The sequence below is a fragment of the Pseudarthrobacter sp. IC2-21 genome, assembly GCF_034048115.1.
In the GTDB taxonomy this organism is placed as follows: Bacteria; Actinomycetota; Actinomycetes; order Actinomycetales; family Micrococcaceae; genus Arthrobacter; species Arthrobacter naphthalenicus.
Map to the genome: position 1 here is coordinate 3,855,348 of NZ_CP139145.1, position 26,087 is coordinate 3,881,434.

The 26,087-nt window shown below is 66.0% G+C and carries 20 protein-coding genes; 6 read left to right on the plus strand and 14 right to left on the minus strand.

All coding sequences use genetic code 11. The features are described from left to right. Positions 1–16 precede the first annotated feature (16 nt). Entirely contained in the window at positions 17–1,306 is a 1,290-nt protein-coding gene (locus tag SBP01_RS17885; RefSeq protein ID WP_320536764.1) for an MFS transporter, read from the minus strand. 85 nt (positions 1,307–1,391) lie between these two features. Between SBP01_RS17885 and trmB the strand changes: the two genes are divergently transcribed. Beyond that, positions 1,392–2,315 carry a tRNA (guanosine(46)-N7)-methyltransferase TrmB gene (trmB, locus tag SBP01_RS17890; RefSeq protein ID WP_320536765.1) on the plus strand — a complete coding sequence of 308 codons (924 nt, stop codon included), beginning with the start codon at positions 1,392–1,394 and terminating at the stop codon, positions 2,313–2,315. Between the two features lie 78 nt (positions 2,316–2,393). Here trmB and SBP01_RS17895 read toward each other — a convergent pair whose 3' ends face one another. Continuing rightward, positions 2,394–2,840 carry a hypothetical protein gene (locus SBP01_RS17895; RefSeq protein ID WP_275214795.1) on the minus strand — a complete coding sequence of 149 codons (447 nt, stop codon included), beginning with the start codon at positions 2,838–2,840 and terminating at the stop codon, positions 2,394–2,396. Between the two features lie 43 nt (positions 2,841–2,883). Next, positions 2,884–4,476 carry a hypothetical protein gene (locus SBP01_RS17900; protein ID WP_320536766.1) on the minus strand — a complete coding sequence of 531 codons (1,593 nt, stop codon included), beginning with the start codon at positions 4,474–4,476 and terminating at the stop codon, positions 2,884–2,886. A gap of 132 nt (positions 4,477–4,608) precedes the next feature. Here SBP01_RS17900 and SBP01_RS17905 point away from each other — a divergent pair, with 132 nt between their 5' ends. Next, positions 4,609–5,508 (plus strand): DUF1206 domain-containing protein, encoded by a 900-nt coding sequence (locus SBP01_RS17905; RefSeq protein ID WP_275214792.1) that lies wholly within the window; start codon positions 4,609–4,611, stop codon positions 5,506–5,508. A gap of 45 nt (positions 5,509–5,553) precedes the next feature. On the opposite strand, the gene SBP01_RS17910 is transcribed toward SBP01_RS17905, so the two are convergent. After that, on the minus strand, positions 5,554–6,219 hold the full coding sequence (locus SBP01_RS17910; RefSeq protein WP_320536767.1) for a zf-HC2 domain-containing protein: 666 nt from the start codon (positions 6,217–6,219) through the stop codon (positions 5,554–5,556). After that, positions 6,216–6,716 (minus strand): sigma-70 family RNA polymerase sigma factor, encoded by a 501-nt coding sequence (locus SBP01_RS17915; protein WP_320536768.1) that lies wholly within the window; start codon positions 6,714–6,716, stop codon positions 6,216–6,218. Before SBP01_RS17915 ends, SBP01_RS17910 begins: the two co-directional genes overlap by 4 nt. A gap of 245 nt (positions 6,717–6,961) precedes the next feature. Between SBP01_RS17915 and SBP01_RS17920 the strand changes: the two genes are divergently transcribed. After that, on the plus strand, positions 6,962–7,510 hold the full coding sequence (locus SBP01_RS17920) for a hypothetical protein (protein ID WP_320536769.1): 549 nt from the start codon (positions 6,962–6,964) through the stop codon (positions 7,508–7,510). Between the two features lie 70 nt (positions 7,511–7,580). Here the strand turns inward: SBP01_RS17920 and SBP01_RS17925 are convergent, their stop codons facing one another. From SBP01_RS17925 to SBP01_RS17940, 4 genes are all read right to left on the minus strand, one after another. Further along, positions 7,581–8,327, minus strand: a complete 747-nt coding sequence (locus SBP01_RS17925; protein ID WP_320536770.1) for a hypothetical protein — start codon at positions 8,325–8,327, stop codon at positions 7,581–7,583. Continuing rightward, complete coding sequence (locus tag SBP01_RS17930; RefSeq protein WP_414004242.1) at positions 8,320–8,913, minus strand: RNA polymerase sigma factor; 594 nt, start codon at positions 8,911–8,913, stop codon at positions 8,320–8,322. The genes SBP01_RS17925 and SBP01_RS17930 overlap by 8 nt, the downstream gene beginning before the upstream one ends. 73 nt (positions 8,914–8,986) lie before the next feature. Further along, positions 8,987–9,679, minus strand: coding sequence for a protein tyrosine phosphatase (locus SBP01_RS17935; RefSeq protein ID WP_275214786.1), 693 nt, complete (start codon positions 9,677–9,679; stop codon positions 8,987–8,989). 449 nt (positions 9,680–10,128) lie between these two features. Beyond that, entirely contained in the window at positions 10,129–10,980 is an 852-nt protein-coding gene (locus tag SBP01_RS17940) for a hypothetical protein (RefSeq protein WP_275214785.1), read from the minus strand. Positions 10,981–11,175: 195 nt separating this feature from the next. Here SBP01_RS17940 and SBP01_RS17945 point away from each other — a divergent pair, with 195 nt between their 5' ends. Further along, positions 11,176–14,664, plus strand: a complete 3,489-nt coding sequence (locus SBP01_RS17945; RefSeq protein ID WP_320536771.1) for a DEAD/DEAH box helicase — start codon at positions 11,176–11,178, stop codon at positions 14,662–14,664. A 36-nt stretch (positions 14,665–14,700) separates the two neighbouring features. Here SBP01_RS17945 and SBP01_RS17950 read toward each other — a convergent pair whose 3' ends face one another. Next, positions 14,701–15,450 carry an HNH endonuclease family protein gene (locus tag SBP01_RS17950; RefSeq protein ID WP_320536772.1) on the minus strand — a complete coding sequence of 250 codons (750 nt, stop codon included), beginning with the start codon at positions 15,448–15,450 and terminating at the stop codon, positions 14,701–14,703. Positions 15,451–15,727: 277 nt separating this feature from the next. On the opposite strand from SBP01_RS17950, the gene SBP01_RS17955 reads away from it, so the two are divergent. After that, positions 15,728–17,470 carry an HNH endonuclease signature motif containing protein gene (locus SBP01_RS17955; protein ID WP_320536773.1) on the plus strand — a complete coding sequence of 581 codons (1,743 nt, stop codon included), beginning with the start codon at positions 15,728–15,730 and terminating at the stop codon, positions 17,468–17,470. A gap of 166 nt (positions 17,471–17,636) precedes the next feature. Here the strand turns inward: SBP01_RS17955 and SBP01_RS17960 are convergent, their stop codons facing one another. Continuing rightward, complete coding sequence (locus tag SBP01_RS17960) at positions 17,637–18,926, minus strand: ammonium transporter (protein ID WP_320536774.1); 1,290 nt, start codon at positions 18,924–18,926, stop codon at positions 17,637–17,639. Positions 18,927–19,260: 334 nt separating this feature from the next. Continuing rightward, positions 19,261–20,598, minus strand: coding sequence for an NADP-specific glutamate dehydrogenase (gdhA, locus tag SBP01_RS17965; protein ID WP_320536775.1), 1,338 nt, complete (start codon positions 20,596–20,598; stop codon positions 19,261–19,263). A 193-nt stretch (positions 20,599–20,791) separates the two neighbouring features. Between gdhA and SBP01_RS17970 the strand changes: the two genes are divergently transcribed. Next, positions 20,792–21,649: a prephenate dehydratase gene (locus SBP01_RS17970; protein ID WP_320536776.1), complete on the plus strand. Its 858-nt coding sequence runs from the start codon at positions 20,792–20,794 to the stop codon at positions 21,647–21,649. Between the two features lie 32 nt (positions 21,650–21,681). Here SBP01_RS17970 and betT read toward each other — a convergent pair whose 3' ends face one another. After that, positions 21,682–23,934: a choline BCCT transporter BetT gene (gene betT, locus SBP01_RS17975; protein WP_320536777.1), complete on the minus strand. Its 2,253-nt coding sequence runs from the start codon at positions 23,932–23,934 to the stop codon at positions 21,682–21,684. 153 nt (positions 23,935–24,087) lie between these two features. Beyond that, the gene (locus SBP01_RS17980) at positions 24,088–25,980 is read right to left on the minus strand and encodes an FAD-binding monooxygenase (protein WP_275215112.1); all 1,893 of its coding nucleotides are present in this window, start codon (positions 25,978–25,980) and stop codon (positions 24,088–24,090) included. Between the last annotated feature and the right edge of the window lie 107 nt (positions 25,981–26,087).

The window sequence follows — 26,087 nt, forward strand, 5'->3', positions numbered from 1 at the left end:
ACGGAGCGAGGAATGGCTAGGCGCCGATGTACCTGTTTCGTCCGGCACGGTAGCCGAACACTGCGGCCAGCAGGCCCACCAGCAGGAAGAGCAGTCCGGCGGCCGTGAAGGATCCGGTGGCCTGGTGCAGCTGGCCCACCATCAGCGTGCCGGTGGAACCCACCCCGTAGCCCACGCCCTGCATCATCCCGGACAGATGCGCGGCGGTGTGCCCGTCGCGGGTCCGCAGCATGATCATGGTCAGGGCCACCGCGGTCAGGCTCCCCTGCCCCAGCCCCAGCAGCCCGGCCCACACCCAGATGAGATCCAGCGGCCCGAAGATGCTCAGCGCGAAGCCGCCGCCGGTCATAAGGGCCACCACCACGTTGATGGCGCATTGGTCTTTGAACCGTGCCGCGAGGGCAGGGGCGAACAGCGAGCCCAGCATTTGCATCAGGATCGAGGCGGACACCATCAGCCCGGCCGTGCCGCCGTCCACGCCCCGTTCCCGCAGGATCGGAGCCAGCCACGCGAACACGCTGAAGGACATCATGGCCTGCAGCACCATAAATATGGTCACCTGCCAGGCCACCGCCGACCGCCACACGTTGACACCGTCCCCGGCTGCCTGGTGCCGGACGGGGTGCTGCCGGAGCGCCACCGGAAGGAACAGTAGAAGAACGACGGCGGCGGGCAGCGCCCAGAACCAGAGCCCCGCCGTCCACTCCCCCGTTGCCGTGAACACCGGGTACGTAAAGCCGGCGCCGAGGGCAGCCGAGGCACAGATCGCGGTGGTGTACAGGCCGCCCATGAGGCCCAGCCGGTGCGGGAAATCCCGTTTCACCAACCCGGGGAGCAGGACGTTGCACAGGGCGATGGCCGCACCGCAGGCCGCGGTCCCCAGCAGCAACGCGGGCAGATGACCGGCGCCAGGCACCAGCCCGCCAAGGTCCGCGGGCCGCAGCAACAGCCCTGCCGTGAGCACCGTCATTGCACCCAGCAGCACCCGTTCCGCGCCGAACCGGCGCGCCAAAACCGGGGCAAGCGGCGCGAAAACGCCCAGGAGGGTGACCGGCACTGTGGTGAGCACCACCACCGCCCAGCCCGGCAGGCCGGCGTCGGACGTTATTTCCGGAAGTACCGCCGCGAAACTCGAGAAAACCGTCCGGAGGTTCAGGCCGATGAGCACCAGGCAAAGGCCCAGGTAGGCCAGGGCGCGGCGGCTGCGGGGGCCGCCCGGGAGGGCCGTGGGGGGCGCCGGCGGGAGATCATCGATCTCGGCGTCGACAAGGAGTCCGGGTACGTCAACGTTGTCAGCTCGGGTCACGGCACCCATTGTGCCACTGCTGTTCCTGCGCTCCGGCAGGTTAAGCGCCAGGGGCCGGCCGCACGGCGCGGGTATCCTGAAGAGGATGAGCGAATCCCCAGAAACCCCCCAGCCTCCGCATGTCCCGCGGCCGGTGACCCCCGGAACCCAGGCGTCGTTCGGCACGTACGGCGGCAGGCCCGTCAGCTTCGTGCGCCGCGGAACCCGCCTGCAGGGCCGCCGCCAGACAGCCTGGGAAGAGCACTCAGACCGCTGGGCTGTGGACGTGCCCCGGCACATTGCGAACACCTCGGTCCACCCGGACTACACGTTCGACGCCGAGGCGGAATTCGGCCGGAAGGCGCCGCTGATTGTGGAGATCGGCTCCGGGCTGGGCGATGCCATCTGCCATGCCGCCGAACAGAACCCGGACACGGATTTCCTGGCCGTGGAGGTTTACACGCCGGGCCTGGCCAACACCATCATCAAGATCAACAGCAGAGGGCTCAGCAACGTCCGGGTGGTGGAGGCCAACGCGCCCGAGGTACTGGCCACCATGCTGCCGGCAGGCTCCGTCAGCGAACTCTGGGTTTTTTTCCCCGACCCGTGGCACAAGTCGCGGCACCACAAGCGGCGCCTCATCCAGCCGGAGTTCGCAGCGCTTGCGGCGCGGGCGCTCACGCCGGGCGGCCTGTGGCGGATCGCGACCGACTGGTCCAACTACGCCGTGCACGTCCGCGACGTCCTGGCGGACTCCGCGGACTTTGAAAACCTGCACACCGGCGAGCGCCACGGGCCCGAAAGCCCCCTCACCCAGGTGTGGCAGTCCGGCGTCGAGTCTCTGGTGGGCGGCGCGCCGGTCCGGGAGGGCAGGGCCCCGGTCAGTACCGAACACACCGGCCCCAACGAGGGCGTGGATGAGACCGGAGGCTGGGCTCCCCGCTTCGAGGGCCGCATCCGGACCAGCTTCGAAGCCAAAGCCCATGAGGCCGGCCGGTTGATCTTCGACCTCTGCTACCGGCGCCGCTGAACCCGCCAACCCAGAATGTAGGTAGCGCTATCTGTCGTTTTGAGCGCTCAAAACGACACTTACTGCTACCTAGTTGGGTCAGGCCACGCTGATTGAGGCGACGATCTCCTTGAGCATGTCCACGCGCGGTTCGATTTCCGGGTTGACATACGGCCAGATCACCACAACGCCGATGAACCGGTTGTTTTCCCACACCCCGACCGTCGCGGCCACCCTCGCCGCTCCGGCAGAATCCGAGTAGCCCACCAGGACGGCATACGCCGCTTTTCCGGGAAGGTTCAGCTCACCTTCGGTCAATACAACACCGGCGTGTTCATCCCGGTAGAAGTCCGACATCAGGTGTGCCCAGCCGTTGGCAGCGGGCGCATCCGTGACGGAGTTATCGTCCTTGATCACGGTGACGAGGACGCCGCCGAGCAGGCCGTACTGCTCGGTGTTGGGTCCGGCGGCGGAATCCTCGAGGACCTGGGTGTGCTCGGGAAAGTCCGCGGTAAAGCCCAACGGGGATTCGATGTGCACTGACATGGTTGCTCCTTGGCGGTAAGTCTTGGGATCAGGCACGGCCAGGTCAGAGCCGCTCGAGCTTGGTGTCGTTCGCGACCTTATAGTACGTGGACACGTTGGTGGTTGCCTTGTTCTCCGTCTTCAGCTCCACCTCGCCCGCCTTGAAGTCCACGCCGGCCTCGTTGGACACCGTCACCACGTTGTTCACCTGGACGGTGGCGGAACCTGCCTCGTACAGTTTGGCCGCGTCAGCGGCTGCCGCCTGGTTGTCACCCAGCGCCACGTTGCGCATGTAGCTGTCGATCACGGCGGCATTGTCCGGCGTGTAGTCCACATCGATCTTGACGGTGCTCTGCGAACCAACGGTCACGTTGGACTCGAGCTTGGCGCCCTCAATGTCAGGTCCCGCGCTGACTCCCTGCGCTACGTTGCCCTCCATTGATACCGCGATCGAATCGATGTTGCTGTCCTTGTCCAGGCTGACTTCCAGGCCACCCTTGCCGGAGGCCGTGAACAGTTGGCCGTCCAGGTCCAGCTTGCCCTGGGCGGACACTTCGCCGCTGGCCTTCGCGGTGCCGTCCGTCAGGTTCCGCTCGTAAGCGAGATCCAGCTTTGCGGAGCCGGACGCGGCGCCGGCGTCACCCTTGGCCTCAAGAGAGAACGTTCCCTTGACCTTGTCGTCCCAGCTGGACGTACCGTTGTCCTGCGCAGCCTCCTGGATGGTTGCTGCGAGGTAGACCGGCGCGTTGGTGGCCACGTCCTTGACCTTCCCGGCGCTGTCCGGCGGAAGCTCACGGTACAGCTGGTTCCGGGCGGCCATGGCCTCCTCAGCACTGCCGAACTTGAACTCGCGGGAGGTTTCCCCGTTAAGGGTGATGTTTCCCGATCCGGTGTGGTCATTGACGCCCAGGCCGATGTTTCCGTAGACCTTGAGCGTGGCTGAACCGTCAGCGTTTTCGACCACCACGGTGCCCACTTCGGCGCCGGCGTGGAACCAGGCCACCCGGCCGTCAATGGAGGCTTTGCCGGCCTCGGTGTAGATTGCGGTGTCCGCCAGGGCAAGTTGCTGGAGATGGTCAGTGGCCTGGGCCTGGGCAGCTTCCGGGATGCCGCCGTCCATCTTCATCAGCTCAGCGGCAAGGGGGCCGTGCTCACCTTCGCCTTCGATCAGGTACTGCCGGTCCACCTCGGACAGCCCAGCCCACCACTTCGCCTGCTCTTCCGGGCTGCCCTTGGCCGCCTCGTTGAGTCCCTGTTCGAGCTCCTGCTGGTGGGCCTTCGCCTCGGCAGCCTTCTGTATTTGTTCTTCGAGCCATGTCTGAGCGCGGCCGCCCCAACCCTTGAGTTTGTCCAGAACGCTTCCCCCGCCAGTGCCGCTGCTCCCGGCGCCGGCCGCATCAGACGCCTGTTCCTGCTCGTTCGCGTGCTGCAACAGCAGCTTGGAGTTATGGCGCAGGCTGGACGCTACGCGTTCCAGGGCAGGGCGGTGGCTTGACGCCCAATCCTGCCGGAACATCTCACCGTCACGGCCCTTCCATGGCGCGGACTGAATCTGACCCTGCAGGGAGCTGGCCCGGCTGCTCAACAGAGTGGCCGCCTTGTCGACGGCCTTCGCCAGCTCACGCAGCTGACTGACGTCCGCGCCGTAAAAGGTCATGGTTTCTCCCCCGGGAAGTGATACGTGTGGGTATATCGCTGAACATATGGTTGCACGGCGGCCGGTGCCCCGCGATGGGGATCACTCCCCATGGGCGCGGCGGATGGCGGGACTGTTGATGGCAGTCGTTGCATGGCACGATGGGGATTGTGTGGGGGGCACACAATTTGCGCCTCCCTGGCGCCGGCCAAAGGAACCGTCATCAAAAGAGAATTAAAGCAGGCCGCAGACGCGGCGGAGGACGTCACCAACTCGCGTGCTTTGGAGTTGCTGGCACGGGCGGGGTTTGCCGCGAGCGGCGTCCTGCACTTTCTAATCGGCGCTATCGCCATCCGCCTGGCCATGGGCGGAGCAGGGAACGCGGACTTCAGCGGGGCTGTGGCCGAGCTCGCCAGCCAGCCTGCCGGCCCCTTCCTTCTCTGGGCAAGCTTCGCCGCGTGCGCCGCACTGGCGATCTGGCAGGCCAGCGATGCGATCTTCGATTACAACCGGCTTCCCACCAAGAAGAAAGCGGCGGAAAAGGGCAAGGCAGCAGCGCAGTGCCTGGTGTTCGCCGGTTTTGCCCTGACGCTCGCTGCCTTCGCCATGGGAACAGGCTCCGGAAACGACAACCGGCAAAAGGCGAGCGACCTCACCCTGACCGTCATGAAGGCCCCCGGCGGCGTGGCCCTGTTGGTCCTGGTGGGTGCAGGCATCGCCATCACCGGGGCCGTGTATGCCATCAGGGGAATCAAGAAATCCTTCGAAAAACACCTGGTCATGCCTTCCTCACCGCAGGCACGGACGGCGGTCACGGTCCTGGGCGTTGCCGGCTACGTTGCCAAAGGCGCGGTGCTGCTGCTGACCGGCCTGCTGATCGTGATCGCCACCCTGAGTGCCCATCCGGAGAACTCCACGGGCCTGGACGGCGGCCTGAAAGCACTCCGGGACCAGCCCTTCGGTGTGTATCTGCTCGCCGCCGTGGGTGCCGGCCTCATTTGCTACGGCGTGTACATGGTGGTCCGGGCCAAGCTGGCCAAGATGTCCCGATAATCTGACGCCCCCTCCGGCCTTGGGGAACGGCCGGTGCGGCGGGACTCAGGGGACGGTGATCACGGCGACGGTCTTCGCATCATCGTCCCGCAGCTCCACGGTGGCGATGCTGGCCAGCTGCACCGGGGTGGCGCCGGTGACCTTGACCCGCCCGCTCGGTGTGGCGGTCCAGGCGCAGGCGCGGTCCTCCCCGCCGGCGCGGTCCCGCACCCACAGTGAGTACGTTCCGGTCAGCGGCATGCTGCTGCCGTTAACCGCCAGCTCGGTACCCCAGTTCTTCCGGGCCAGGTCAACGCTGAAACGCAGGCCGTTGTCGGCTTGGACGGAGTAGCTGGCGTCCGGCTGCGGCGGCCGGTTCAGGAGTGGTCCTGCGGCCACGCCCAATGCGAGGCACGCGGCCGCGACGGCGCCCACCAGCGCTGCCCACCGGCGTCGTGATTTACGACGCCGGGCGGCCAGTTCACCGAGGACCGCCTTGGGCACGGAGGTGGCCGGGTCTGCCGCGGCGGCGGCGCGGGACGGACCGGTGAGTGCCACCGCGTCCGGCACCGGAAGCGCGTCCAGCAGGGCCGGCAGGCTTTCCAGTTCGGCGAGGTCCGCGCTGCACTGCGCACACCCCCGGAGATGGGCTTCGAAGCGCTGCGTATCGGCAAAATCAAGCCCCCCAAGCACGTAGGCGCCCAGCAAGTGGTGCAATTCCTCGGCGTTCACCGTTCCACCCCCATCTCATCCAGGATGGTCCGTAATGCCCGGACCGCGTAGTACGCCCGCGACTTCACCGTTCCGCTGGGAATATTCAGTTGCAGGGCGGCCTCGTTAACTGTGAAACGGCGGTAGTGGAGCGCCACCAGGACGTCCCGGTGTTCGCTGCTGAGCCGGAGCAGGGCCTCCTCCATGAGCACCCGGTTGAGCAGTTCATCCACCCGCTCAACGGCCTCGGCGGGATCCGCGACTTCGCGTTCAGCCACCTCGGCAGGCCTGCGCTGTGCTTTCCGGTAGTTGTCAATCATGATGTTGCGCGCCGTCCGGAACAGGTAGCTGCGCAGGCTGCCCGTGATGTCCGGCGCCTGCTGCCACACGCGCAGCACCGTCTCCTGGACCACGTCCTCGGCAACCTGCGGGTCCCGGGAGGCACTCAGCACAAACCGGCGCAGGGCGGGGCCGTGTTCGCGGTAAATCGCGGCCACCACATCCTCGTCCAGCGGCATGCCTGCCTCCTCCCGTCCCTGCCTCAGCGTCGCCCGCCCCTCAGCGCCGCCCGCCCGGGTCCCGGCCGGGCTCCGTTGGTTCCGCTGATACGACGTCCGCCACGGGCAAACGGTTCACCCGCGGCTAGGGCCCGCACGGCGGCGGACCAGGCGGCCACCGCTTTGAACCATTCTTTACCGTGGGGCGTCATACCGGTTAGCGTCCGGCGATCCGACGCCGGGCCATCAGTTCGAGGGAGCATTCCATGAAAAAGCATCTGGCCACCAGCCTTGCGGCCATGGCCCTCATGGCCGGACTGGCAGGATGCGCCGGCAGCCCGGGAACCAGCACCACAACGGCTGCCCCCGGCGGGTCCTCCGCCGCTCCGGCAGTGACCGGACCCGCCGCCACGTCCGCGGCGCCCACCGCTGCAACCAAAGCACCCGCCGTCGACCTCATGACCGCGGCATCAAGCGCCGGCAGGATTGTGGTGGACGCGAAGGGCATGAGTCTCTACTTCTTCGCCAAAGACACCAAGGATTCGGGCGCCAGCGCCTGCACCGGCGCATGCCTGGCATCGTGGCCCCGAGCGCTCACCGTCGCAGCCAAGCCCTCCGCTGACGGGGTCACCGGAGTGCTGGGAACCATCACGACGCCGGAAGGTGCAAAGCAGCTGACCTTGAATGGACTGCCGCTGTACTACTACGCGAAGGACAAGGAGCCGGGTGACGTCATGGGCGAGGGCGTTGGCGGGGTCTGGTACCTGGCAGACCCGGCCGGCGAAATGATCAAGACGGCGGCACCGGGGTACTGAGGAAGCGCCGCGTTGCTGAGGAACCGGCGGCTGACGGCGCGGGCTGCCAAGGAGAGGCGGCTACCCGTAGCTAGGGCTGGACGCCGGGCACATGGACTGGAGGGGTCGGCGGCAGGGGCAGGGCTGGGGGCTGTCCCTCCCCGACCGGCAGCCGGTCCGGGACCTTCGGGAGGCCAGGCGTGAGATTCTGCGGGACGGGCAGGCTCGGGAGCGGCGCGTCCTTCGCCGGGGACGGCTGGCCGGGCGATGGCGCCGGGGTGTGGCCGGAGTTGGCATGCGAAGGCGCCGGAAGCGGCGGGGTGACGGCAGGAGCGGAAGGGTTTGCGGGGGCGGCGGGCACAGTGGACGGGGTGACCGGCCGGGCAGGCAACGGGGCGGGCGGGGCGGCTTCGTTGCCGCCAGCCATCGTGGCCACGAAAGAACTGACCGCCTGATTCGCATGGCCGATGGAATCTCGGAGGCCGTGGTCGGAAGCGACGGCCACCGCGCCGCCGGCTGCCAGTGAAACGGCCACTGACAGTGTGGTTAGGGTGATCCGGCGCTTGGCGCGACGGCGGGCGGCCAGTTCGTCGGCGGCTGGAGCCGGTTCAGGGGCTGGAGCCGGTTCGGTGGCCGGAGCCGGGACGGCCGCGAGATGGCGTGTGGGCGCAGGGACCATCAACGCGGCCACGGCGGCGGAGGCTTCCGGCTGTTCCCCGGCGGCCAGGCCGCGGAGGTCCTGCAGGGCGGAACGGAGGGCAGCGTCGCCGTCGAACCCGGCGTCATGGAGCAGCTGGTCGACGGTCCCCTCGCTGCTGGAGCCTGCAATGTCACTCATGATCTGCCTGGTTTCTTCTGAGGGTCCGGTCCTTGAGGTTTTGCAGCGCCCGGCGTTGGAGCTGTTTGATGGCGCCCTGGGACTTGCCCATGATGCCTGCCACCTGTTCGATGGACAGGTCAGCCACCACCCTCAGTGCCAGCACTTCACGGTGGTCGTCGGCCAGGCCTTCGAGCATGCCCGCTGCGCCGCCGGCGTGCCCGAGGGCGAGGTCCTCTGCTGAAGGCGTGCTGCGCGCGTCCTGCAGGGGGTCATACGGGGTGAAGGCCGGCCTGCGCTCAACGCGGCGGTAGTAGTCCACCATCCGGGCGTGGGCGATAGAGAACACCAACGACTTGGCGCCCTGCAGGCCGCCGGTCAGTTCGCCGATTTTGGGGAAGAACGCCAGGAAGACGTCCTGGGTGACCGCTTCGGGATCGTCGACGCCGCGGGCCCTCAGGTAACCCAGGACTGCGCCGGCAAAGGTCCGGTAGACAACGCCGAAGAGCACGGCCGGATCAGCGCCGGCTGTGTCTTCAAATATGTCGATGTCTTCTTCGGCCAAAGTACCTGGCACCAGTGGCTCCTTCGTCCCGGGCTGCTGCATCGTCCCGGCGTGCTGGACCGCGGGGGACCCCTAAGGGGCCGTTTTCCCGCAGTCCAGCCTAGCCGCGAGGGTCCTAGCGGCCCGAAACGGCCGGAACGTCTACGTGATGACCGGCGACGGCGGGCACTGCAGGAACTGCCGGAACGGCAGGGACGGCGGGCACGGCCGGGGCGCCGTCGATGCCGGGTACCGCCGGGATGGCGGGGACTGCCGGCACTTCGGGGCGCTCTGCCTGGACAGCCGCAGAGCCCGTTACAGCAGCCTTGGCCTCAGTGGCGGCAGTGCCTTTGGCGGCCACGTCGGCGCAGAAAGCTTCGACGTTTGCTTCGCCCTTGGCCGCGATGGCCAGCGAGGAGAAACCTTCGGAGGACGCGTTGAGTCCGCCGTTCGTGAAGGCGGTGCAAAGGCCGATGGCCGCGGCACCGGCGGCGTCCACGGCCGTGCCGGCAGCGGCAGCGACATTTGCCTTGGCGGCGGCGTCGTGGTCAGAAACCGTCACCTTGGCTGAGGTGTCAGCGGAACCCTTGGCGGTGGCGTCGGCGGACGTTACTGCAGAATTGGCTTTTGCGGAACCGGCGGCGTCGGCGGCTGCTTCGCCTGCCAGCTTCGGGGCCGGGGCGCCCAGCAGTTCGTGCGCGGTCTGCTGCGCGTCGGCCGGGAGGACGCCGGAGACAGCGGCTACGCCGGTCCCGCCGACGGCCAAGGTGCCTGCAGCGAGAACTCCGGCTGCAACTTTGCTGGTGGCGAGAACAGTGAACAGCGACATAGAGACACTCCAAAAACTAGAGAACATTTCAGATCCGGCTCCGTGGGGAACCCATCACGCCTTACATCGCCGGCCGGGCCGGGAAAGTTACGGCCTGTCCGAAATTTCTTTTGGCACCGTGCGGAGGACCTGGCAGACCATGGTGGATCACAACCAACAACTGCTGCTGCGGGAGACCGGCCGGGACGTGGCCTACTGGGTGGAGCTCGCGCGCAGTACGGGCGTAAAGAACGACGTCGGCATCGGCCACGGAGGGGGTGGAAATCCAGATGCGGAAGGGATACGTCTCATTGCACAGCCCGCGCCGGAAAGCAGCGGGGCCGCCGGAACGTCCCGGCGGCCCCGCACTCTTCTGGCACGCCGTGCTGCGCCAGCACCGGCGGCCCCGCCAGGCCCGGCGAGCTGGGGCGCGGCGCGCTCCAGCTGAGCCACTCTAAAGGTGAGGCGCGCTACGCCTCGATCATCTCGTCGTCGTCCACTTCCTCGAACTCGACGGCGGCCACGATCTCCTGGGTCTCCGGGTTGATCATGAAGGCCTCGTCCTCTTCCTCGACCATGAGGAAGTCGCCGTGGTCGGTGCTGAAGTGCCAGGCCAGCGTCTTCTCGCCGTTGTGGAGGTAGTTGGGGTCGCCCAAGGTGATCTTTTCGAGTTCGTACCCGGCGACGTCGCACAGTTCCCGGATGATGATTTCAAAGTCCGGGGCGTTGTCCAGCGCCTCGTCCTCGGCCCGCGCCCGGCGCTCTTCGAGATCGGGCAGGAGCGCAACCTGGCGTTCGATGTAGGCGCTGAGTTCCTCGTCATCCAGCACAAGCAGGCTTTCCTGGCCCAGCAGCCAGGCGGCGTTGAGGGCGGTGATGTTCTCGGTTTCGAACAGTTCCTCAAACTCACCGTCGAGTTCTTCCATGGTGCGCACGGCATCGTTGGATTCTTCCTCGGCGTCCAGGTCGCCGTCGAGGTAGCGCTCCTCGTCTTCCTCGGACAGGGCATCAAAGACACCAACGGTCCGGTTGAAGAGCTCCAGGTGCGCCGTTGCGCCCATGCTCTCCAGGCCCTCGCGGATCAGCGGATCCACCTCGTCGCGGTCGGCAGTGAACACGTACTGGGCAAAGCCGCCCTCCAGCGACTGCGTGACATAGAAGTCCACGTAGTAGCTGCGAAGTGCCGCGGGGGCGATCTCGCGGGAGTCCAGCAGGCTGCCGTACATGGCATTCACCACGTGAACGTTGGCATCGACAACCTCCTCACTGCCGGCTTCGATGCTGGCCTTGGTCAGGACGACAGGGTTCTGGCTCATGGTCATGGGATTCCTCACTGCTGCTGAAAGCTTCGATGAAGCTCGGGACACTTTCACGCTACGGGGGCTTGGACAGCGGGCGGTTGAGGCGGAAGTGAACGTCAGACGAAGTTTCAGGCCCCCGCCGGGCGAACTAAGATGAATCAGATAACCATCGAATCGGACACGGCCCCGCCGTGGCCACTGAAAGTAGCGCGCACCATGCCATCCCAACCGGACGAGAGTGCGGCACTGGCAATACAGACTCCCGCCATCAACGACCGTTCCCTCGCGGCCGGCCTGGCGTATGCCATGGGAAGCCGCGTCTCCGGTATCTCGTTCGATGCCACCACCGGGCTCATGCTGGGCAAGGTCAGGGGCGGGGCGGACGTGCCTTACTCCACCACGGCCAAGCTGGTCCGGAAAACGGGCGGCTGGAGCTGCACTGTCGGGGTCTGCAGCTGCCCCGTCCGCAAGGACTGCAAGCACGTGGCGGCGCTGCTCTTCGCTGCCGAGGACAACCCCGCCATCCGCGTCCAGCTCCTTGCCCCGGCCGAGGTTTCCCGGCTGTCCCGGCAGCCCGCGAGCCTGGAGCTGGCCGACTGGGAGCAGGCCCTCAGCCCGCTCATTTCGCAGCCCGGGATCACCCAGTCGAGTAACGGCATCCCGCTGGCCCTCCAGTTTGAGGTCGAGGAACCGGCCCCGCACTTCTCCTACACAGGCCGCCGCGATCCGCTCCGCAGCGTTCGCCAGCTCAAGGCCCGGCCCGTGATCATGGGCGCCAAGGGCAAGTGGATCCGGGGCGACGTCTCCTGGAACACCCTGAGCTACCTGAACTTCCGGCGCGAATGCAACGAGGCGCACATCGAGTGGATGCAGGCCTTCCTCGCCGCCCACACCGCCGCCGCCAACCGCGTCCACAACTCCTCCGCGCTCTGGCTGGGCCTGAACACCTTCGCGGGCAAGAACATGTGGAGCCTGCTCGCTGACGCGAAGAAGATCGGCCTCGCCCTCGTCCACAGCCGCGGCACTGAGCCGGTGCGGCTCGCGGAGTCTCCCGCCGCCGTCGGGCTTAATTTGAGCCGTTACGGCAACGAATCTGCCACGGTAACTGCGTCGGGGCAGTCAGCAGACAAAACGGCCGACGACGGCGGTCTGGAGCTCGCGCCCACCATCACCGTGGAGGGGGAAGACGTTGATCCGGCGTCGGTGGGCACCATCGGCCGCCCCGCGCACGGCATCTTCCTGACCACCGGCGGGGACGCGCTGCCGGGTGTGTCTGCGGACAGTGTGATCACGCTTGCCCCGCTGGAAAGCGGGCTGAGCGAGGAGCTCCTGGCGTTCGTGACCGCGGGCAGCACCCTGCATATTCCCGCGAAGGATGAAACCCGCTTCCTCACCGGTTTCTACCCGAAACTCAAGCAGACCGCACGGGTGACCGCCAAGGATGACTCGGTGGAACTGCCCGCCCTGGCTGTCCCCACGCTCTCGCTGCTGGCCAACTACGGGGCGGACCACCGCGTGCGGCTGCATTGGGAATGGCACTACAAGTCCGGGACCCTGGTCACCGCCCAGCCCCTTTGGCGGCACCCCGGCGACCACGGCTACCGCGACGACACCGCGGAAGCACGCATCCTGGAGGGCATCGGCCAGCCGTGGGACGTTGTCCCGGCGCTGGGCGAATCGGCCACCGGTGGTTGGGGCACGCCGCGGCTCTCCGCTTCGGCGGAACTGAGCGGCCTGGACACCCTCGCGTTCACCGAGGACGTCCTGCCCATGCTGCGGCAGGCACCGGATGTTTCGGTGGACACCGCGGGCGAAATCGCGGACTACCGTGAGGCCGAGGAAGCCCCGGTGGTTTCCATCTCCACCAAGGCCACCGAACAGCGCGACTGGTTCGATCTTGGCATCCAGATTTCCCTGGAAGGCCAGCCCGTCTCGTTCGCCGCCGTGTTCTCCGCCCTTGCGGCCGGCCAGACCAAGATGCTCCTGCCCAGCGGCGCCTACTTCTCGCTGGACCTACCGGAACTGCACCAGCTGCGGGCCCTGATCGAGGAAGCCCGCTCGCTGCAGGACAACAAGGACGCGCCGCTGCAGATCAGCCGCTTCCAGGCCGGGCTGTGGGACGAGCTGGCCCAGCTGGGCATCGTGGACGAACAGGCTGCCGCGTGGCGCTCCGCCGTGGGCGGCCTGCTTGAGGGCGGGATCGAGGGGTTGCCGCTGCCTGCCTCACTGAATGCCGAACTGCGGCCCTATCAGCTTGAGGGTTTCAACTGGCTGAGCTTCCTTTACAAGCACAGCCTGGGCGGGGTCCTCGCGGACGACATGGGCCTGGGCAAGACCGTGCAGGCCCTCGCGCTGATGTGCGCGGCGAAGGAGCAGGCTGCGCAGGCTGCTCAGGTTGCGGGAGGAACAGCGGCCGATTCTTCGGCCGCGGAACCCACCGCCCGAACAGCAGCGCACGACGGCGGGACTCCCTTTTTGGTGGTGGCACCCACCAGTGTGGTGGGCAACTGGGCGGCGGAGGCCGCGCGGTTCGCGCCGGGCCTGAAAGTCCGGACCGTCAGTGAGACCTTCGCCAAGAACGGCCAGGACGTCGCCGTGGAACTGGGCGGCGCGGACATCGTCATCACCTCCTACGCCCTCTTCCGGATCGACTACGAGTCCTATGCCACCCGGACCTGGGCCGGGCTGGTTTTGGATGAGGCGCAGTTCGTCAAGAACCACCAGTCCAAGGCCTACCAGTGCGCCCGCAAGCTGCCGGCAGCCTTCAAGCTGGCCATCACCGGCACGCCGCTGGAAAACAACCTCATGGAGTTCTGGGCGCTGACGTCCATCGTGGCGCCGGGCCTGTTCTCGAGCCCCAAGCGGTTTGCCGAGTACTACCAAAAGCCGGTGGAAAAGAACGGCGACAAGGGGCAGCTGGAAAAGCTCCGCCGTCGGGTCCGTCCGCTCATGATGCGCCGCACCAAAGACCAGGTCATCAAGGACCTGCCGCCCAAGCAGGAGCAGATCCTGGAGGTGGTGCTGAATCCGCGCCACCAGAAGGTCTACCAGACGCACCTGCAGCGCGAACGGCAGAAGATCCTGGGCCTGATCGAGGACGTCAATAAGAACCGCTTCACCATCTTCCAGTCGCTCACGCTGCTGCGGCAGCTGAGCCTGGACGCGTCGCTGGTGGATCCGTCGCTGACCGCCGTCCGGTCCTCGAAGCTGGACGTGCTGTTTGAGCAGTTGGAGGACCTGGTGGCCGAGGGTCACCGCGCCCTGATCTTCAGCCAGTTCACGGGTTTCCTCGGGAAGGTCCGCGAGCGGCTTGTGGAGGAGAAGATCGAGTTCTGCTATCTCGACGGCGGCACCCGGAACCGTACCGACGTCGTCAATGAATTCAAGAACGGCAGCGCGCCCGTGTTCCTCATTTCGCTCAAGGCCGGCGGCTTTGGGCTGAACCTGACCGAGGCCGACTACGTCTTCCTGCTGGACCCCTGGTGGAACCCCGCGTCCGAGGCGCAGGCCGTGGACCGGACTCACCGGATCGGGCAGGCGCGCAACGTCATGGTCTACCGGCTGGTCGCCAAGGACACCATCGAGGAAAAAGTGATGGCCCTGAAGGCGCGGAAATCCCAGCTGTTCGCGGACGTCATGGAAGGCGATGCCCTCTCCGGCGGCGCCATCACGGCCGAAGACCTGGCGGGGCTGTTCAAGGACTGATCTCTCCTTCGCGTCCCGGGCCCCTCCCCCACGGCTCTAGCTGCAGGAAGTCAGAATCCCTGCGATCGCATCGTGCTCGGCCTGGGTGGTCCACAGCTGGTACTTGACCTTGACGGCGGTCTGACGGACCACATATTCGCAGCGGAACGCCTTGTTGGGCGGGAGCCAGGTGGCCGCGTCCTTGTCACCCTTGGCACTGTTCGTGGGGCCGTCGGCAGCCATCAGGTTCAAGGGATCGTTCGCCAGTTGCCTTCGCTGTTCGGCAGTGAGCTGTTGTGCGCCCTTCTGCCAGGCATCGCTGAGTGCTACGAGGTGATCAATCTGGATGGCCGTGCTGGTGGCGTTGCCGCGGACAAAGTTGATGGTTGTGCCGGTGTACTTGTCCCTGAGCACGCCGGTGGCAACCACGCAGTCCTGGGTGCCGGGCTTGAACGTCTCGCCTTCGAGATCCCTGGCGAGGATATCGTTCCGGGTGTCGCAGCCGTTGCGGTCCACGTCGGCCCAGGCCGGGCCGAATTCCTCGCGGCTGTAGCCGGTCTTGGGCGCACGCCCCTTCACGGGGATCGATTCCAGTTGTGCACGGGCCGTCGCTGCTTCGGCCGGGCTCAGGGATTCGCCGGAGTTGGCCGACGGCGCTCCTCTGACCCCTTCGGCCATCGAGGTTGCTGCCTGCCCTGCGGCTTGGGCTGCGGCGTCACAACCGGCGAGGGCGCCTACGAGAAGCAGACTGGTGAACAGGGTCAATGCCTTGGTGGCGGCGGAACGGTTGATCGGTATGTCCTTCAAGAGTGCGGCGGAGGGAGGCGTGCGGGAGAGGGCAGCCGTGCGGGGGAGGCCGGCGTGCGGCGGAGGTGAACAGGCTACTAGTGCACGCCGTCCTGAGCTGTCAGGCCTGTTGGTGGAGTCGGTCACACAATCGGTCAGGCTACGCGGCAGGCGAGGACCGCGACGTCGCGACGACCGCGGCGATGCGAGAACTCCGCTGCTGAAATACCTCAAAATTCTTTTTCGAGCGATCACGCTGACAGCCTTAAATGTCGTACCCCCTCGACATGATGGAGGTATGGAAAGCACAGCAGCGGACGATCGGCCAGAGGCGGTGTCGGCGGACGCCGGCCCAGCAGCAGCCGTGCCAGTCGACGCGGCGTCGGCTGACGCGGTGTCGGCGGATGCGGCGTTTGCGGCCGTCGTGGCTGGTGTCGCCGAGCTGACCGAACTCCGCCGTCGCCAGCGTGAGGACCCCGCCGGGCCGGATCCGCTGCGCCGGGGTGTGGACGACTCCCTGGACCGCCTGGCCGTCATCTCCCGGCTCGAAGCAAGCACGGCCGCTTTGAAAGTTTTCACCACCACCGAATACGTCGACGGGACCACGGCACTCACACCCCCTGCCGCGTCCCCGCAGGAGAATACCGCCCACGAAATGGCCGCGATCGCCGAACTCGCCTGCGTCCTGACCGTCAGCGAACCAAACGCCGCGTCACTGCTGTCCACCTCCCACCGGCTCACCACCACCCTGCCCCTGACCCTGGCCGCCCTGCAGGCAGGAACCATGTCGTGGCAGCACGCCCGGGTCATGGCGGACGAAACCCTCAACCTCGATCACGCCGGCGCCGCCGCCCTGGAAGCCCACTTCCTGGACCCTGACGCACCCAACCCCGCCCGGGGACCGGCCGGTGAGCTGACCCCCGGCCGGTTCCGCGCCAAAGCCCGCACCTGGCGCGAACGCCACCACCCGGACAGCATCGAAAAACGCCACACCAAGAGTGCCTTGGACCGGCGTTTGGAGTACTCTCCGGACCGGGATGGGATGGCCTGGCTCTCGGCCTACCTCCCCGCCGATCAAGCCGCCGGGATCCATGACCGCGCCACCACCGCCGCCCGGGCAATGCAGGGCCCCACCGAAACCAGGACCCTCACCCAACTCCGCGCCGACACCGTCGCAGCCTGGCTCCTCGGCGGGGAAGCCGACCTGATCCCCTCACCGAAAGCCCAGGTCCTGGTAACCGTGCCGGTGTTCGCACTGATGGGCCTGACCGACGAGCCCGCCATGTTGGACGGGTACGGGCCCATCCCACCATCCATGGCGCGCACCCTCATCGCCGATGGTGCAGAGTCCTTCCACCGCGTCCTGGTTGACCCCCGCAACGGCGCACCCCTGGAAATCGGCCGGACCAGCTACCGGGTCCCCAAAGCCATGAGGGCCTGGCTCAGACTCCGGGACGGCAAATGCCCGTTCCCCGGCTGTAACAACCAATCCCTGGACAACGACGCCGACCACGTCCTCGCCTGGGCCAACGGCGGCACCACAGGAATCTCCAACCTCGCCCAGCCATGCCGCCGCCACCACCGGCTAAAACACACCTCACCCTGGACACCCACACCGGCGAGCGCCACCAAACCTCCCGGATGGATTTCCCCCACCGGCCGCCACTACACCAGCGAACACCCCGACTTCGAACCACCCATCTGGCCAGAAAAGGTGGACACCGCCGGGTTCGACACTGCTAGATTCGACACTGCTAGGTTCGACGCCGCCAAGTTGGACACTGCCCTCGCTCGGGACGTGCCCAACACCGTTCCTAGCTATACCCTGCCTCGACCCTTGTCCCTGCCGGAAGATGATCTTCCGGAGTATGTGCTATTTCCTGATGACTCGCTCCCAGGGCGGCCCCTACCAAAGGATCCCTTTGTGAAGTGGGCGGCTCAGGGCTGGGGTTCTCAGAGCCGGGTGACGGACGGTTGGATGGCTGACGCCTGGTCGGCACCCACGGCAGATACGACCGTGGGCCGAACCGCGGAACTATAACCAGCAGGCGCTGGCACCTGTCCGCAGTTCGGCCCAGGGCCGGACTCGTTAGCTATTCAGTTATTCATCAGGGAAGTTATTCAAGAAGGCGGTTATTCAAGAAGGCAGTTATTCAACAGGCCAGTGGCGCCCTGGATCGGGCAGGTTACGAATTGGGCGTTATCTATCAGGCGCGTTGCGGCGAACCCAGCTCCACGGGGTCTTCATCCGTCAGGTACGCCAGCTCGGAGTGGGCAGCGAGGTCGATACCCCGAAGCTCGTCTTCCGGCTTGATACGGAGGCCAATCGCACGGTCCAGGATCTTCGCCAGAACCCAGGTGACCCCGAACGAGTAAGCCAGCACTGAGACAGTGGTCAGCGCCTGGATGCCAAGTTGCTGGAAGCCGCCGCCGTAGAAGAGACCGCTCACACCGTTCGGAGCCTTATCGGTCGCAAAGAGCCCGATCAGCAGGGTACCGATGATGCCGCCCACCAGGTGGACGCCTACGACGTCCAGCGAATCGTCATAGCCCAGGCGGAACTTCCATTCGATGGCGAGTGAGCAGACTGCGCCGGCGATGGCCCCGATGGCCACTGCACCCAGCGGGCTCACGGCACCGCACGCCGGAGTAATGGCAACCAAAGCGGCGATCAGGCCGGAGGCCGCGCCCATGCTGGTGGCCGCCCCGTGACGGACCCGTTCAACCAGCGCCCAGGCAAGGAGCCCGGCCGAAGCCGCTACGGCCGTGTTCAGGAAAACCACGGACGCCGACTGGCCGGCCGAGAGTGCCGAGCCCGCGTTGAATCCGAACCAGCCAATCCAGAGCAGGCCAGCGCCGATAAGCACCAGGGGCCGGCTGTGCGGCTTGGTGTGCTCCATCTTTGGCCAGCCGGAACTCTTTCCAAGAACCAGGGCCAGGGCCAGGGCGGCGGCGCCGGCGTTCATGTGTACTGCCGTGCCACCGGCGAAGTCGATGGCCTTGATGCCATTGGCAATCCAGCCGCCGGTAACGCTTCCGTCGGCAGACGAGAAGGCGAACACCCAGTGCGCAATGGGGAAGTAAACGACCGTGGCCCAGATGCCCGCGAACAGCATCCACGCACCGAACTTCATGCGCCCCGCCGCCGCTCCCGCAACCAGCGCGGTGGTCACGCAGGCGAAGAAGAGTTGGAAGGCCGCGAACAGGATGAGCGGGATGGATGCCGAGTCGTCCTTGGCCAGCATTTGTCCCATGCCCGGAAATTCGGTGATATCACCGATCAGCCCCAGGCCCCCCACAGAGTTGCCGAAGGCCAATGAGTAGCCGAACAGCGCCCAGAGCACAGCCACGAGGCTCGCGCCGCCGAAGCACATCATCATCATGTTGAGAATACGGCGGGACCCCACCATGCCTCCGTAAAACAGGGCGAGGGCGGGGATCATCATGCAGACCAGCGCGGAGCTGGCCAGAATCCAAGCGACATTTCCCGAATCCATGGGAAACCCCTTTCGTGATGCGAAGAGCGAACGGTAATCGCCCGTGAGAGCCGCTCCGGAGGAGGGACGCGGAATCAGTACCACGTTCACTGGAGGGCAGCTATTGCCGTCTGATTCCCACTGTAGGACTGCCGTTTCGCGCTGGGTTTCCGCCTTGTTAAATCATCGTTTCAGTCATTCACCTGCGAGTTTCAGAGGTCACTCCAGTTTTCGCCACCAAGCACAGCGGCCACGGACCCTGGTGGGTCCGTGGCCGCTGTGACATAAAAGCGCTGTGACATAAAAGCGCTGTGACACAAGCTGCGCTGTGGCGGGAGCTATCCGGGCGGATGCCTTAGATGAGGCCCTGCGCCAGCATGGCGTCAGCCACCTTGACGAAGCCGCCAATGTTCGCGCCCAGCACGTAGTTGCCCGGCTCGCCGTATTCGTCCGCGGTGGACGCGCAACGGTCGTGGATTCCCACCATGATCTCGGTGAGGCGCTGCTCGGTGTGTTCAAAGGTCCAGGAGTCACGGCTGGCATTCTGCTGCATCTCAAGTGCCGAGGTTGCAACCCCTCCGGCGTTGGCTGCTTTGCCCGGTCCGAACAGAACGCCGGAGTCCTGGAACACCGCCACGGCCTCCCGCGTGGAGGGCATGTTTGCACCTTCACCGACAGCGACGAGGCCATTGCGCACCAACCGCGCGGCAGCATCGCCGTCGAGCTCGTTCTGCGTCGCACAGGGAAGTGCCACCGTGGCATCGACGTCCCACACTGACCCTCCTTCCACATAGGAAACGCCGGGACGGCGGAGGCTGTAATCCTTGAGCCGTCCTCGTTCCACTTCCTTGACCTCACGCAAAAGTCCGACGTCGATACCCGCCTCGTCCACGATGTAACCGGAGGAGTCGGAGCACGCAACCACGCTGGCATCGAACGACTGCGCCTTGGCTATGGCGTTGATGGCGACGTTGCCGGAGCCTGACACCACAACGCGCTGGCCGTCGAAGGACTTTCCGCGTGTTTTCAGCATTTCCTGCGTGAAGATGACGGTGCCGTAACCGGTGGCTTCGGGGCGCACCAGGGAGCCGCCCCAGGAAATTCCCTTGCCCGTCAGGACGCCGGATTCGTAGCGGTTGGTGATGCGCTTGTACTGGCCAAAGAGGTAGCCGATTTCACGTCCGCCCACACCGATGTCGCCGGCCGGCACGTCCGTGTACTCGCCGATGTGGCGGTACAGCTCGGTCATAAAGGACTGGCAGAACCGCATGATCTCGGCATTGCTGCGGCCGCGGGGATCGAAGTCCGAGCCGCCTTTGCCGCCGCCGATCGGCATACCGGTCAGGGCGTTCTTGAAGATCTGCTCGAAACCGAGGAACTTCACGATGCCCAGGTAGACCGACGGATGGAAGCGCAGGCCGCCCTTGTACGGGCCCAGGGCGGAGTTGAATTCAACCCGGAAACCCCTGTTGATCTGCACCCGGCCTGAGTCGTCGGTCCACGGGACGCGGAAGATGATCTGGCGCTCGGGCTCGCACAGCCGCTCCAGGATTGCGGCCTCGAGCAGTTCGGGATGCCTGTCGTGGACGGGGCCGAGACTCTCGAAAACCTCGGTCACTGCCTGGTGGAATTCGGCCTCGCCAGGGTTTCGCGCCAGTACCGTATTCCGGATGGCTTCAAGCCGCGCGTCCACACTGTCTCCTCAAATTCGTTAAATGTTCAACATCAAATGATAACAACCGAACGTTCCTGTCCCGCCCTTTATGTCGTTCGCCCGGAAATACGTCCTCAGGCAGGTAGCTCAAGCCGTCGTTTAGGGGGCCCGGAACGACAGCGAGCGCAACCCAGTTGGGTGCGTGGGCGCCGGACGTGAAACCATACCCAGCATGGCCCAGAAAATTGCGTACCAGGGTGAGCCCGGCGCCAACTCAAATATTGCGTGCATGGACATGTTCCCCGAGCTGGAGAGCGTACCGTGCGCCAGCTTCGAGGACGCCTTCGAGCTGGTGGCCAGCGGTGAGGCCGAGCTGGCCATGATTCCGATCGAGAACTCCATCGCCGGCCGGGTGGCCGATATCCACATTCTGCTGCCCCAGTCGAACCTGCAGATTGTGGGTGAGTTCTTCCTCCCGATCCATTTCGACCTGCTGGGCATTCCGGGCAGCACCATCGAAGGCGCCACCGAGGTCCACAGCCACATCCACGCCCTGGGGCAATGCCGCCGCCTGATCCGTGACGCCAAGCTCCGCCCCGTCATCGCCGGCGATACCGCCGGCTCCGCACGGGAAGTCCGGGAGTGGAACGACCCCACCAAGCTGTCCCTCGCGCCACCGCTCGCGGCCCGGATCTACGGCCTGGAGGTGCTGGCCTCGCGCGTCGAGGACGATCCCTCCAACACCACCCGCTTTGTGGTGCTGGCGCGGGAAAAAGACCTGCCCACCCGGGAGGAACTGCCGGGTCCGGCGGTGACCAGCTTTGTGTTCCGCGTCCGGAACGTTCCGTCTGCGCTGTACAAGGCACTGGGCGGCTTCGCCACGAACGGCGTGAACATGACCCGGCTCGAAAGCTACATGGTGGGGGACGAGTTCGCCGCCACCATGTTCATGGTGGACGTGGAAGGCCACCCCGAAGACACGCCGCTGCGGCTGGCGCTCGAGGAACTCGAGTTCTTCACCACCGAAGTACGCATCCTGGGCGTCTACCCCGCGGCCGAGCACCGCACCCAGCGGGCTGTCAGCCGCTAACCGGCCGACGCCCGCTCCGGGCGGCTGCTGCGTTATTCCTTCGCGGCCGTCCCGTCAGGCTCTGCGGGCTCGATCTTGGCAATGGAACCAGTGGCCGGGGCCACGGGCGGGGTGAGCACGGAGGCGTAATCGTGCTGCGTTGAGTACGTCAGGAAGCCCAGGTGGGCCTCGTAACGGTCCAGCACGTCGTCGATGATCTGCTGGTGGGTGACACCCATCAGGTCATACCCCTCCGAGCCGGTCTGCGCGAACACCTCAACGCGGTAGTACACGTCGGTTTCGCGGGACATGCGGCCGCCGAACATGGGCACCGGCGCCTCCACGGCCTGGACCTGGTACAGGAAGTCGCGGTGGTTCGGGATCCGGACAACCAGCGCATGGCTGGAGATGTTGGTGTCCTCGTTGGGGATGATGTCCAGGGTTGCCTCGTAGCCCTGCTTCGTGAACTCGCGGAGCACGTCGGCGAGGGCCGGCTGCACGACGCGTTCCATGAACTGGGCCACCTGCTTCTTCGACGGGTAGGCGCGCATCCCGGCCAGCCGTTGCCGCCAGGTGCGGTCCGGCACCATGCCGCCGTGCGCCGCCGTCGACTGCCTGCGCAGGACCTGGCCCTCGCGCTCAGCCCGCTCCATCCGCAGCGCCTTCGAGAACGAGGCCATCACCAGCCACGCGATGATGGTCACCGGCAGGGCGAAGATGAGCGTGGCGTATTCCATGGTGGTCACACCACCGGCAATCAGCATGGCGATGGTCAGCAAGGCGGTGAGGACCGCCCAGAAGATGCGGAGCCACTTGGCGCCGTCCTGGGACGGGTCCGGGATGGAGGAGGAGAAGTTGGACATCACCATGGCGCCGGAGTTGGCGCTCGTCAGGTAGAACAGCAGGCCGGACAGCGTGCCCAGGCCAATCAGGAAGCTGGCGCCGGGGAACATTTCCAGCAAGGCGTACCAGCCCTGTTCCGGGCTGTCCACGGCCAGCTGGGCGAACTCTTTGTTCCCGCTCAGGACCTCATGCATGGCACTGTTGCCGAAGATGCTCACGATCAGGAAGTCGCACAGGACCGGGGCGGTGATGGCGGCGATGACAAACTCCCGCAGGGTGCGGCCGCGGGAGATGCGGGCCAGGAACAGGCCCACGAACGGGCCCCACGCCAGCCAGAAAGCCCAGAAGAAGAGCGTCCAGCCGGCCATCCACTGGGACCCGCCGTCCTCGTACGCGAAGGTCTGCAGGGTGCGGTCGGGCAGGGTGAACAGGAACCGGCCGATGTTCTCCACCATCGCGTTCAGGAGGAACGAGGTCTTGCCGGTTACCAGGATGTACAGCAGCATGGCCGCTGAGCTCCAGATGTTCAGCTCCGAGATCCAGCGGATGCCTTTATCCACGCCGGACGTGCACGCGGCGATGGTCAGTACGACGGCGACAATCACCAGGGCGATCTGCAGCGCGAGTCCCTGCTCCAGGCCGAATATCAGCGCGAAGCCCACGTTCAGGAGCACCACACCGATCCCCATGGACGTGGCAACGCCGAAAACCGTTCCCACGAGGGTGACGATGTCGATAGCGTCGCCGATGCCGCCGCGGACCCGCTTGCCGAGCAGCGGGTACAGGGCAGCACGGATGGAGAGCGGCATGCCCCACCGGTAGGCGAAATATCCCATAGCCATGCCGAGGAGGGCATACATGGCCCAGCCGGCTACGCCGTAGTGGAACATGGTCCAGACCACGGCATCCGCGGCGGCCGCCGGAGTTTGTCCCTGGCCTGCCGGCGGCGACATGTACTGGCTGATGGGTCCGGTGACGGAGAAGAAGAGCATGTCGATGCCCACCCCGGCAGCAAAGAGCATGGCCACCCAGGTGAAGAGCTTGTACTGGGGCCGCGAGTGGTCCGGGCCCAGACGGACCGAGCCTTCCTTGGAGAAGGCGACCCAGAGGACGAACCCGATCACCACGGTCACGGTGAGGACGTAGAACCAGCCCACGTTCTCTGCGATCCAGGCCACCACCGTCTTCATGGTGGACTGGGCGTTCGCAGGCACCAGCATCGCCCACACGGAGAAGGCGATGATGATGACCGAGGCGATGACGAATACACGCCAGTTGACTTTAGGCTGCGGGGCCTCGATGAGTTCGGCGGGGCCGCGGCTGAGTTCCTGGCTGGAAACCGGTGGTCGGTTCTCAAATTCCGGGCCGCCGCGCTTGCGATCTGTACCGCCAAGCTGACTGCGTGGAACTAATGCCTGCGGTGGTCCGTCTGCCGGACGCCGCGTGTCTTCTTGTTCAGCCATGGAATCTCATGCTAGTACACGCGGCCAAAACGAGGCCCGGCCGGAGGTCGTCTGCACCCCCGCCTCGGGCGTCTGATTTCACGGGAACGGAGGCTTCTTCCCGGTGTCAATTCACGCCGGTTTGTGGCCCGCGGGGCCACCGTTTTTCGCCGTTCAAACGGGTTTCCGGCTGGGCAGGAGGGGCGCGAAGAAGGCCGCAAGTTCCGCTGTCGCCGACAAAGGCAGCACGTTCGCCACATACTGGTCCGGCCGGACCACCACCACAACGCCGTCCCGGTGCAGGCCGCGGAGTTCGAAGATGTCAGCCTTGGGATCAGTGGCGTAGACCTTCTCGTAGTCCCTGAGTTTGAACGGTCCCACGTATGGCTTGAACACCTCCGGGACGGTGCCGATGTCCACGCTGGTGTGGTCCTGCTGGTAGATGACTTTGACGTCGAACCAGGCGTCCCGATCAGCTCCCGACGGCGTCGCATCGAGCGGCGATTCGGCTGAGGTCGCGAGCCACCCGGCCAGGTCCGTGGTGGGTGAGGGGGCGCCTGCGGCCGCCGGGTCCGCGAAGACGTAGATGCGCCAGCGGCCATCGGCTGTGGCATGGTGCCCAAGGTGGATGGGGTTCGCGTCGCACACCCGGACCACGGGCGCAGACTTGAACCGCTTGCCGATGGGGAAACCGGCCGCCAAATGCTGGTGGGTGGCTTCGGCAGTGATGAGGGACGGCGTGTACTGGGTCATGAATCCTGCGGGGAACTCGGCCGTCCTGACATAGAAGTCCTCCAGTTCGGAGGGGTTCTCGAACTCCTCCGGCTTCTTCGCCATCATGGTGGACCATACTTTGTCGAAGTCGATGAGGTTCTTCGCCACCACCTGGCGCTCCGCCGAGTACGTGGCGAGCAGGCTGGCGGGGCTACGGCCTTCCAGGACGTGTCCGAGTTTCCAGCCGAGATTGAAGCCGTCCTGCAACGAAACGTTCATGCCTTGGCCGGCCTTGGCGCTGTGTGTGTGGCAGGCGTCGCCGGTGATGAAAACGCGCGGCGTGCGCTCGCCACGCTGGTCCGGAAGGACGTCGTCGAACCTGTCCGTCAGGCGGTGCGCAACCTCATACACGCTGTGCCAGGCAACGTTTCTGACGTCAAGCGAGTAGGGGCGCAGGATGGCGTTCGCATGCGCGATGATCTGCTCGATCGTGGTGCTTCGCACGGCGCCCTTGTTCGCCGGGTCCACTTCACCGAGATCCACGTACATCCGGAAGAGATGGCCGCCTTCGCGCGGGATCAGCAGGATGCTCCCGCCTGCCCCGGACTGGATGGCGCACTTGGTCCGGATATCGGGGAAATCCGTGACGGCGAGGACATCCATGACTCCCCACGCATGATGTGCCTCGTCGCCGGCCATGGTGCAGCCGATGGCGGCCCGCACCTTGCTGCGCGCGCCGTCCGCACCCACAACGTATTTGGCCCGGACCACGCGTTCTTCGCCCTCGTTCGGACCGACGGCATGGGCGAGGGTGACGGTCACGGGATAATCGCCTTCACCCACTTCGAGGCTGCGGAACTCGTAACCGTAGTCCGGTTTCATCCGGGTTGGCGCGTCCGCCATGTATTCGGCGAAGTAGTCCAGCACGCGGGCCTGGTTGACAATCAGGTGCGGAAATTCGCTGATGCCCATCTCATCGTCAACAGCCCGCGCGGCCCGGACAATCCGGGAGTGGTCCGCGGGGTCAGGCTTCCAGAACGCCATCTCGGTGATGCGGTACGCCTCGGCGATGATCCGCTCGGCGAAGCCAAAGGCCTGGAAGGTCTCCACACTGCGGGCCTGGATGCCGTCCGCCTGGCCGATCACCAGCCTCCCGGCACGGCGTTCCACAATGCGGGTGGTGATGCCGGGAAATTGGGAAAGCTGGGCGGCCGCGAGCATTCCAGCCGGGCCGGTGCCGACAATCAGCACGTCGACTTCGCCCGGCAGGTCTGCAGGCCGGTTGAGACCGACGCCGGCGGCAGGCTGGATGCGGGGGTCCCCTGATACGTAACCGTGGTGATGGAACTGCACGGGCTTCCTCACTTCGTTGTGTGAATGTACTCGATAGTACGCTTCACGCCCCGCGATTTCAGGAGCAGTGCCAGGCCGGGCTTTGTGCGCCCGGCGAGGAGACCCGT